Origin of the sequence: Mesorhizobium sp. M4A.F.Ca.ET.020.02.1.1, assembly GCF_004022645.1 — a bacterium.
Lineage (GTDB): Bacteria > Pseudomonadota > Alphaproteobacteria > Rhizobiales > Rhizobiaceae > Mesorhizobium.
Map to the genome: position 1 here is coordinate 1 of NZ_RZOI01000342.1, position 6,297 is coordinate 6,297.

At 65.3% G+C, this 6,297-nt stretch carries 6 protein-coding genes and 1 pseudogene; 2 read left to right on the forward strand and 5 right to left on the reverse strand.

Translation table 11 applies throughout. The features are described 5' to 3' along the window. Both EN742_RS20395 and EN742_RS20400 read left to right on the forward strand, forming a co-directional pair. Positions 1-106, forward strand: a pseudogene (locus tag EN742_RS20395) (ABC transporter permease); the annotation flags it as partial. A gap of 158 nt (positions 107-264) precedes the next feature. Beyond that, a complete protein-coding gene (locus EN742_RS20400) occupies positions 265-1,281 on the forward strand; it encodes an isopenicillin N synthase family oxygenase (RefSeq protein ID WP_127406507.1) in 1,017 nt (338 codons plus the stop codon). A 212-nt stretch (positions 1,282-1,493) separates the two neighbouring features. On the opposite strand, the gene hpaH is transcribed toward EN742_RS20400, so the two are convergent. The 5 genes from hpaH to EN742_RS20425 all read right to left on the reverse strand — a co-directional run bounded on the left by hpaH (position 1,494) and on the right by EN742_RS20425 (position 6,286). After that, the gene (gene hpaH / locus EN742_RS20405) at positions 1,494-2,297 is read right to left on the reverse strand and encodes a 2-oxo-hept-4-ene-1,7-dioate hydratase (RefSeq protein ID WP_189347379.1); all 804 of its coding nucleotides are present in this window, start codon (positions 2,295-2,297) and stop codon (positions 1,494-1,496) included. Further along, positions 2,294-3,169, reverse strand: a complete 876-nt coding sequence (locus tag EN742_RS20410) for a fumarylacetoacetate hydrolase family protein (protein ID WP_126056116.1) — start codon at positions 3,167-3,169, stop codon at positions 2,294-2,296. The genes hpaH and EN742_RS20410 overlap by 4 nt, the downstream gene beginning before the upstream one ends. Positions 3,170-3,410: 241 nt before the next feature. Then, positions 3,411-4,391 (reverse strand): 3,4-dihydroxyphenylacetate 2,3-dioxygenase, encoded by a 981-nt coding sequence (hpaD, locus tag EN742_RS20415; RefSeq protein WP_128333201.1) that lies wholly within the window; start codon positions 4,389-4,391, stop codon positions 3,411-3,413. Positions 4,392-4,405: 14 nt separating this feature from the next. Next, entirely contained in the window at positions 4,406-5,923 is a 1,518-nt protein-coding gene (gene hpaE, locus EN742_RS20420; protein WP_126056114.1) for a 5-carboxymethyl-2-hydroxymuconate semialdehyde dehydrogenase, read from the reverse strand. 27 nt (positions 5,924-5,950) lie between these two features. Next, a complete protein-coding gene (locus tag EN742_RS20425) occupies positions 5,951-6,286 on the reverse strand; it encodes a 5-carboxymethyl-2-hydroxymuconate Delta-isomerase (RefSeq protein WP_245492362.1) in 336 nt (111 codons plus the stop codon). Between the last annotated feature and the right edge of the window lie 11 nt (positions 6,287-6,297).

Here is a 6,297-nt window from a genome sequence, read left to right on the forward strand (position 1 = left end):
CTTCGAGACCAGCGTCATGGTCGCCGTGGTCATCGTCCTGATCGTCCTTGTCTGCGGCATCCAGTGGGTGGGCGACCGGCTGGTCGCCAGGCTGGATCGACGCTGATGATGGGAGGGCCGGAAGTTCTTTGCCCGCCGACAGCGGAATGCAGCGCCGGCTTTGCGTCATTCACGCCGAGATTGGATCGTGCGTTGCTTGGGCCAGGGCCGCGCGCATGGCATCGTGGGGGCGGGGTCGCATAGTGCCGCGAAAGGAGCCTGACCATGGCCCGAATTATCCCCGTGCTCGATCTCGACCGCCTCGACCAGGGCGCATCGGAACTGCGGACGTTTCTGTTCGACCTGCGCACTGCCGCCCGCGACGTCGGCTTCTTCTATCTCTCCGGCCACGGCATATCGGCTTCTGAAATCTCCGACGTGCTCGATGCCTCGCGGCGGTTCTTCGCCTTGCCGGAGGCCGACAAGCTGGCGATCGAAATGGTCAAATCCTCGCAGTTCCGCGGCTATACGCGCGCCGGCGGCGAGCTGACCAAGGGCAAGGCCGACTGGCGCGAGCAGCTCGACATCGGAGTCGAGCGGCCGACGATCGCGCAGGGGCCAGGCGTTCCGGCCTGGACGCGGCTGCAGGGGCCGAACCAGTGGCCGCACGCCCTGCCGGAGCTGAAACCGGCGCTGCTTGCCTGGCAGAGCAAGGCGACCGAGGTGGCGATCCGCCTTCTCAAGGCGTTCGCGCTCTCGCTCGACCAGCCGGAAGACGCCTTCGATGCGATCTATCGCGACGAACCCAACCATCGCATGAAGATCGTGCGCTACCCCGGCCGCGACGCCACCGGCGACGACCAGGGCGTCGGCGCCCACAAGGATGGCGGCTTCCTGACCCTGCTGCTGCAGGACGAGAACAAGGGGCTGCAAGTCGAGTACAGTGGCAATTGGGTGAATGTCGACCCGATCCCGCAGACGCTGGTGGTCAACATCGGCGAATTGCTCGAACTGGCCTCGAACGGCTATCTGCGTGCAACGGTCCATCGCGTGGTTACGCCGCCGTCCGGTGTCGAGCGCATTTCCGTGCCGTTCTTCTTCAGCGCCCGGCTTGACGCGACGATCCCGCTGCTCGACCTGCCCGAGGACCTGGCGGCGGAGGCGCGCGGTCCCGCAAGCGATCCCGACAATCCGCTGTTCCGCGACGTCGGAACCAATGTGCTGAAGAGCCGCCTGCGTTCCCACCCGGATGTGGCGCGCCGGCACTATGCCGATCTCCTGGAGACGGCAGCGGCTGGCTGAGGCCGCGGTCCTGCTTGCGCGATATTTTTTCGCGCTTCGGCTCATATTTGGAATTCTGTTCGTCGCAAACATGCCCAACAAAGCCCACATACGGCACATCGTTCGGCGTTCTCCTCCCATTGCGCCGGACGGTGTTCCCCTCTGAAGGTTTGACCTTCATTTTTGGCCGGGCCGCATTCGCGCCCGGCCTTTTTCTTTGCTGATGGGTTCTGTCAGGCGAAGGCGAGGCGGATGGTTCCGTACGGGCCGAAATCGGCGGCTATCTGGTCGCCGTGCCGGCATTCCACCGGCCGGATGAAGGAGCCAGACAGCACCACTTCTCCGGCGGAGATGCGCATGCCGTACTGATGCAGACGGTTGGCCAGCCAGGCGATTCCTTTCGCCGGATGGTCGAGCACGCCGGCGCCAAGCCCGGTCTCCTCGACCTCGCCATTGCGCGACACGATGGCGCCGATCCAGCGCAGGTCCGCCTCGCGCGGCCCGGCCGAGCGGTCGCCGACGACGATGCCGGCATTGGCGGCATTGTCGGAGATCGTGTCGAAGAAGGTGCGTATCTTGCCGCTTTCCTTGTTCATCCGCTCGATGCGGGTGTCGAGGATCTCGAGCGCGGGCGTGATGTAGTCGGTGGCGTCGAAGACGTTGTCGATCGAAATGTCGGCGCCGGCGAGTGGCGCCTTCATGACGAAAGCGATCTCCGCCTCGATGCGCGGCTGGATGAAGCGGCCGGCCGGAACCGTGCCGCCTTCCTCGAAAAACATGTCGTCGAACAGAATGCCGGAATCCGGGATGTCGATGCTGAGCGCCGATTGCATCGCCTTGGAGGTCAGGCCGATCTTCCAGCCCTTGATCGCCAGCCCCGACGCGACCTTCCGCTTCACCAGCGCCGCCTGCACCCGGTAGGCGTCGTCCATCGTCGCCTGCGGAAAGTCGAGGCTGAGCAGCCGGATCTGCCGGCGCTCGCGCTCGGCCTCGTACAGCCTCGCCGCGGCATCCTCGACCTGCGCTTCGGTCATCATCGGCCAGCTCCCTCGTCGACCACGCCGTTGCTGAGCAGGCCGATACCTTCCGCCTCGACCTCGATCACGTCGCCCGGCTTCAGCCAGATCGGCGGCTCGAAGCGGGCGCCGGCGCCGGTCGGCGTGCCGGTGACGATGATGTCGCCGGGCACCAGCGTGGTGAAGGTGGAGATGTAGGCGATGATCTTGCGGAAGGAAAAGATCATGCGGCCGGTGCGGTCCTGCTGGCGGACCTCGCCATTGACGCGGGTGGTGAGCGAGATGTCGGCGATCTGTGCCTCGTCGGTGAACGGCACCAGCCACGGGCCGATCGAACCGGAACGGTCGAAATTCTTGCCTTGCGTGACGTTGAACTTGGCGTGGCGCACCCAGTCGCGGAGCGTGCCTTCGTTGCACAGCGACAGCGCCGCGATGTGGCCGAGCGCGTCGGCCTCGGCGATGCGGCGGCCGCCTTTGCCGATGACGATGACGATCTCGCCCTCATAGTCGAGTTGCGGCGATTCCGGCGGCCGCACCAGCGACGCGCCGTGGCCGACGAAGGAACGCGGGAAGCGGATGAACAATGACGGATTCGAGGGCGCCGCCTGCCCGTCCTTGTACTCCTCGTTGCGGTCCGGATAGTTGACGCCGACGCAGATGATCTTTTCCGGGGAGGGGATCGGGATTTCATAGGCGATGTCCTCGACGTTGAAGTCGGGCGCGAAGGTGTCTGCCTCCTCGGCCAGCCGCAGCAAGGCGCCGGCCTCGATCACTTCGCGCAGCGTCGGCCATTGGCCGTGCCGCGCCGAAAGGTCGACGACGCCCTTGCCGGTGATCGCGCCATAGCGCGTCCTGCCGCCGACGGTGAAAGTGGCGAGGCGCGCCGCGCTCATGCTGAAACTCCACGGTCATCGCTGCTGGCCAACCGGAAGCGTCGAGCTCTACGGCGCCCCCCTCTGTCCTGCCGGACATCTCCCCCACGAGGGGGGAGATTGGCTGGCCGCGCGGTCGGCACTCTTCTTGCAACGTTGAAAATTGGCGAAGGCAGAGATGACATCCAATCTCCCCCCAAGTGGGGGAGATGTCCGGCAGGACAGAGGGGGGCGTGAAGGAACGCGACCATTGAACTAGGCCCTACGGCGCCACGATCGGCGACGCCGCCAGATCAGACGGACGCGGCTTCACGCCGGCAAACACGCTGCCTTCCTCGAACCAGCTCCTCGGCGCCGGCGCGCCCCATAGCGTCTGGCGCTGCGGATCCTTGAGGTCCCATTTGATCGGCTCCAGATCCGGATCGACCGTCTGGTAGTCCGAGCAATAGATCTCGATGCGGTGGTTGTCGGGATCGCGGATGTAGAGGAAGAAGGCGTTGGAGATGCCGTGCCGGCCGGGGCCGCGCTCGATGTTCCCGACATAGCCGGTGGTCGCCATCAAATCGAGCAGGTCGATGATGTTGAGCGGCGTCGGCACCCAGAAGGCGACGTGGTGCAGGCGCGGGCCGAGGCCGTTGGTGAAGGCGATGTCGTGCACGCCGCCCTTGCGGTGCGTCCAGGCGGCCCACAGTTTCCCGGTTTCCTCATCCTCGGTGTATTCGGTGACGCGGAAGCCGAGCTCGTTGTAGAAGGCCACCGATTGATCGACATTCGGCGAGAAGCAGTTGAAGTGGTCGATGCGCAGCGGCTTCACGCCCTTGTAGAGCGCGTATTTCTGATGGATCGGCGGCAGCCGCTCCATCTTCGAATAGAACTCGAGCGGGATGCCGTGCGGATCGCGGGTGCGGAAGGTGCGCGACTGGTAAGGGCGCTCCACCCACTCCACCGGTAGGCCCTTGCCGTCGAAGAAATGCGCGGCCTTGTCGAGGTCCTCATCGGAAAAGACCTTGAAGCCGAGGTCGCGCGCTTCCGCGACCGGGCCTTTCCTGAGCACGATGCAGTGATGGCCGCGTTCTTCCATCGCGCGCAGGTAGATCGCATCCTTGGTCTCGTCGGTCACCTGCAGGCCGAGCGTGTCGACATAGAACGCGCGGGACTTCGCCAGATCGGTGACGGCGAGCTCGACATGCGAAAGCCGAACGATATTGAAAGCCGGGTAGAGGTTGGGTTGGGGCAGGGGCATCTTTGGGTCTCCGGTCAGCCGCCGAGCTTCTGGATGGAATGCGGCGCCGTGGCGAACGCGATGTTCTTGGTTTCCATGTAGAAATCGAATGACCAGTCGCCGCCGTCGCGGCCGATCCCCGAACTTTTCACGCCGCCGAACGGCGTCGGCAAATGCCGCACATTCTCGGAGTTCACCCAGATCATGCCGGCCTCGAGCGCGTCGGTGAAGCGGAAGGCGCGCGTGACGTCGGAGGTCCAGAGGTACCCAGTCAGGCCGTATTGGGTGTCGTTGGCCAGAGCCAGCGCCTCGGCCTCGTCCTTGAACGAGATCGCGGTCAGCACCGGCCCGAAGATCTCTTCCTGGGCGATGCGCATCTTGTTGGTGGCGCCGACAAACAGCGTCGGGCTGACATAGCAGCCGCCGCCCGGGCCGTCGAACTTGCCGCCGCCGGCGGCGACGACCGCGCCTTCCGACTTGCCGATATCGATATAGGACAGGACCTTTTCCTCATGCACCGGATGGATCAGCGGACCGACCACGGTTTCGGGATCGAGCGGATGGCCGACCCTGATGCGCTTGGCCTTCTCCGCGACCAGCGCCGTGAACTTATCGTAGATGCCTTCCTCGACCAGCAGGCGCGACGATGAGGTGCAGCGCTCGCCGTTGAGCGAATAGATCATAAAGATCGCGGCGTCGGCGGCGCGTTCGAGATCGGCGTCGGCGAAGACGATCACCGGGTTCTTGCCGCCAAGCTCGAAATGCACGCGCTTCAGCGTTTCAGCGCCTTGGCGCATGATCATCGAGCCGGTGCGGCTCTCGCCGACGAAGCCGATCGCCTTGATGTCGGGGTGTTCGGTCAGTGCGCGGCCGGCGTCTTCGCCGAAGCCGTTGACGAGGTTCCACACGCCCTTGGGCAGGCCGGCCTCCTCGGCGATCTCGACAAGCAGGCGCGCGGTCAGCGGCGACAGTTCCGCCGGCTTGTGGACGATGGTGCAGCCGGCGGCAAGCGCCGGCGCGATCTTCCAGGTCGACAGCATGAACGGCGTGTTCCACGGCGTGATCACGCCGACGGGACCGATCGGCGCCCGCGTCGTCATGTTGACCTGGTTCGGCGCGCGGATCGTCTGGCCGTCGCGGGCTTCCGGCGCGCGGTCGCCATAGAAGCGGAAGTTCTCGGCGCCACGCAATGCCGCCTTGGCCATGAACTTCAGCGACTGGCCGGTGTCCATGCACTCGACGAAGGCGATCTCCTCGGCGCGCGCGACGATGGCGTCGGCGATTTTGTGCAGCAGCTTCTTGCGGGCATCGCCCGATATCGCCGCCCATTCCTTGAAGGCGGCCTTCGCCGCCCTGGCGGCTCGGTCGATGTCGGCGGGCTTGCCGCGCGCCACCGTGGCGATCGGCTTCAGGTCGATCGGCGAGATCGTCTCATAGGTCGAGCCGTCGGCGGAGGGCACCGCCTCGCCGCCGATCTGGTTGAGCACGCCATGCTTCCTGAAGCGTTCCAGATAAGCCTCGGCCTTGCGCAGATTGTCGTCCAGTGCCGCCATGGGTCTTTCCTGTTCTCTAGCGCTCAGTCACTTGCCACGCAGCCGCGGGTGGATGGCGTTTTTCTTCCAGCTGAGTTCGGCGTCGATCTCGCGGATCTCCAGCGACAGCGCGAAATGCGGCGTCGCGAACAGCGTCGCCAGATGCTCGGACACTGCGGCAAAGATCGCTTCGCCGGCGCTCTTCTTTTCCGCCGCGCTGCGGCCCTTGCCGATACGGAAGTTCATGTCGATGAACCCGTTCTCGGGCAGGCGGTCGGCAATCGCATAGACCTCGGCGCGGAAGGCGCGCACCCGGACTGCACCTTGTTCGAACAGGCCGGTTTCGAGGATGGTCCGCGAGACCAGCTCGCAAAGCGCTCCCATGTCGACCTTCG

Coding starts and splice junctions, on each gene's coding strand:
- EN742_RS20400 (WP_127406507.1), top strand. CDS start 265: ATGGCCCGAATTATCCCCGTGCTCGATCTCGACCGCCTCGACCAGGGC.
- hpaH (WP_189347379.1), bottom strand. CDS start 2,297: ATGATGACCGAAGCGCAGGTCGAGGATGCCGCGGCGAGGCTGTACGAG.
- EN742_RS20410 (WP_126056116.1), bottom strand. CDS start 3,169: ATGAGCGCGGCGCGCCTCGCCACTTTCACCGTCGGCGGCAGGACGCGC.
- hpaD (WP_128333201.1), bottom strand. CDS start 4,391: ATGCCCCTGCCCCAACCCAACCTCTACCCGGCTTTCAATATCGTTCGG.
- hpaE (WP_126056114.1), bottom strand. CDS start 5,923: ATGGCGGCACTGGACGACAATCTGCGCAAGGCCGAGGCTTATCTGGAA.
- EN742_RS20425 (WP_245492362.1), bottom strand. CDS start 6,286: ATGGGAGCGCTTTGCGAGCTGGTCTCGCGGACCATCCTCGAAACCGGC.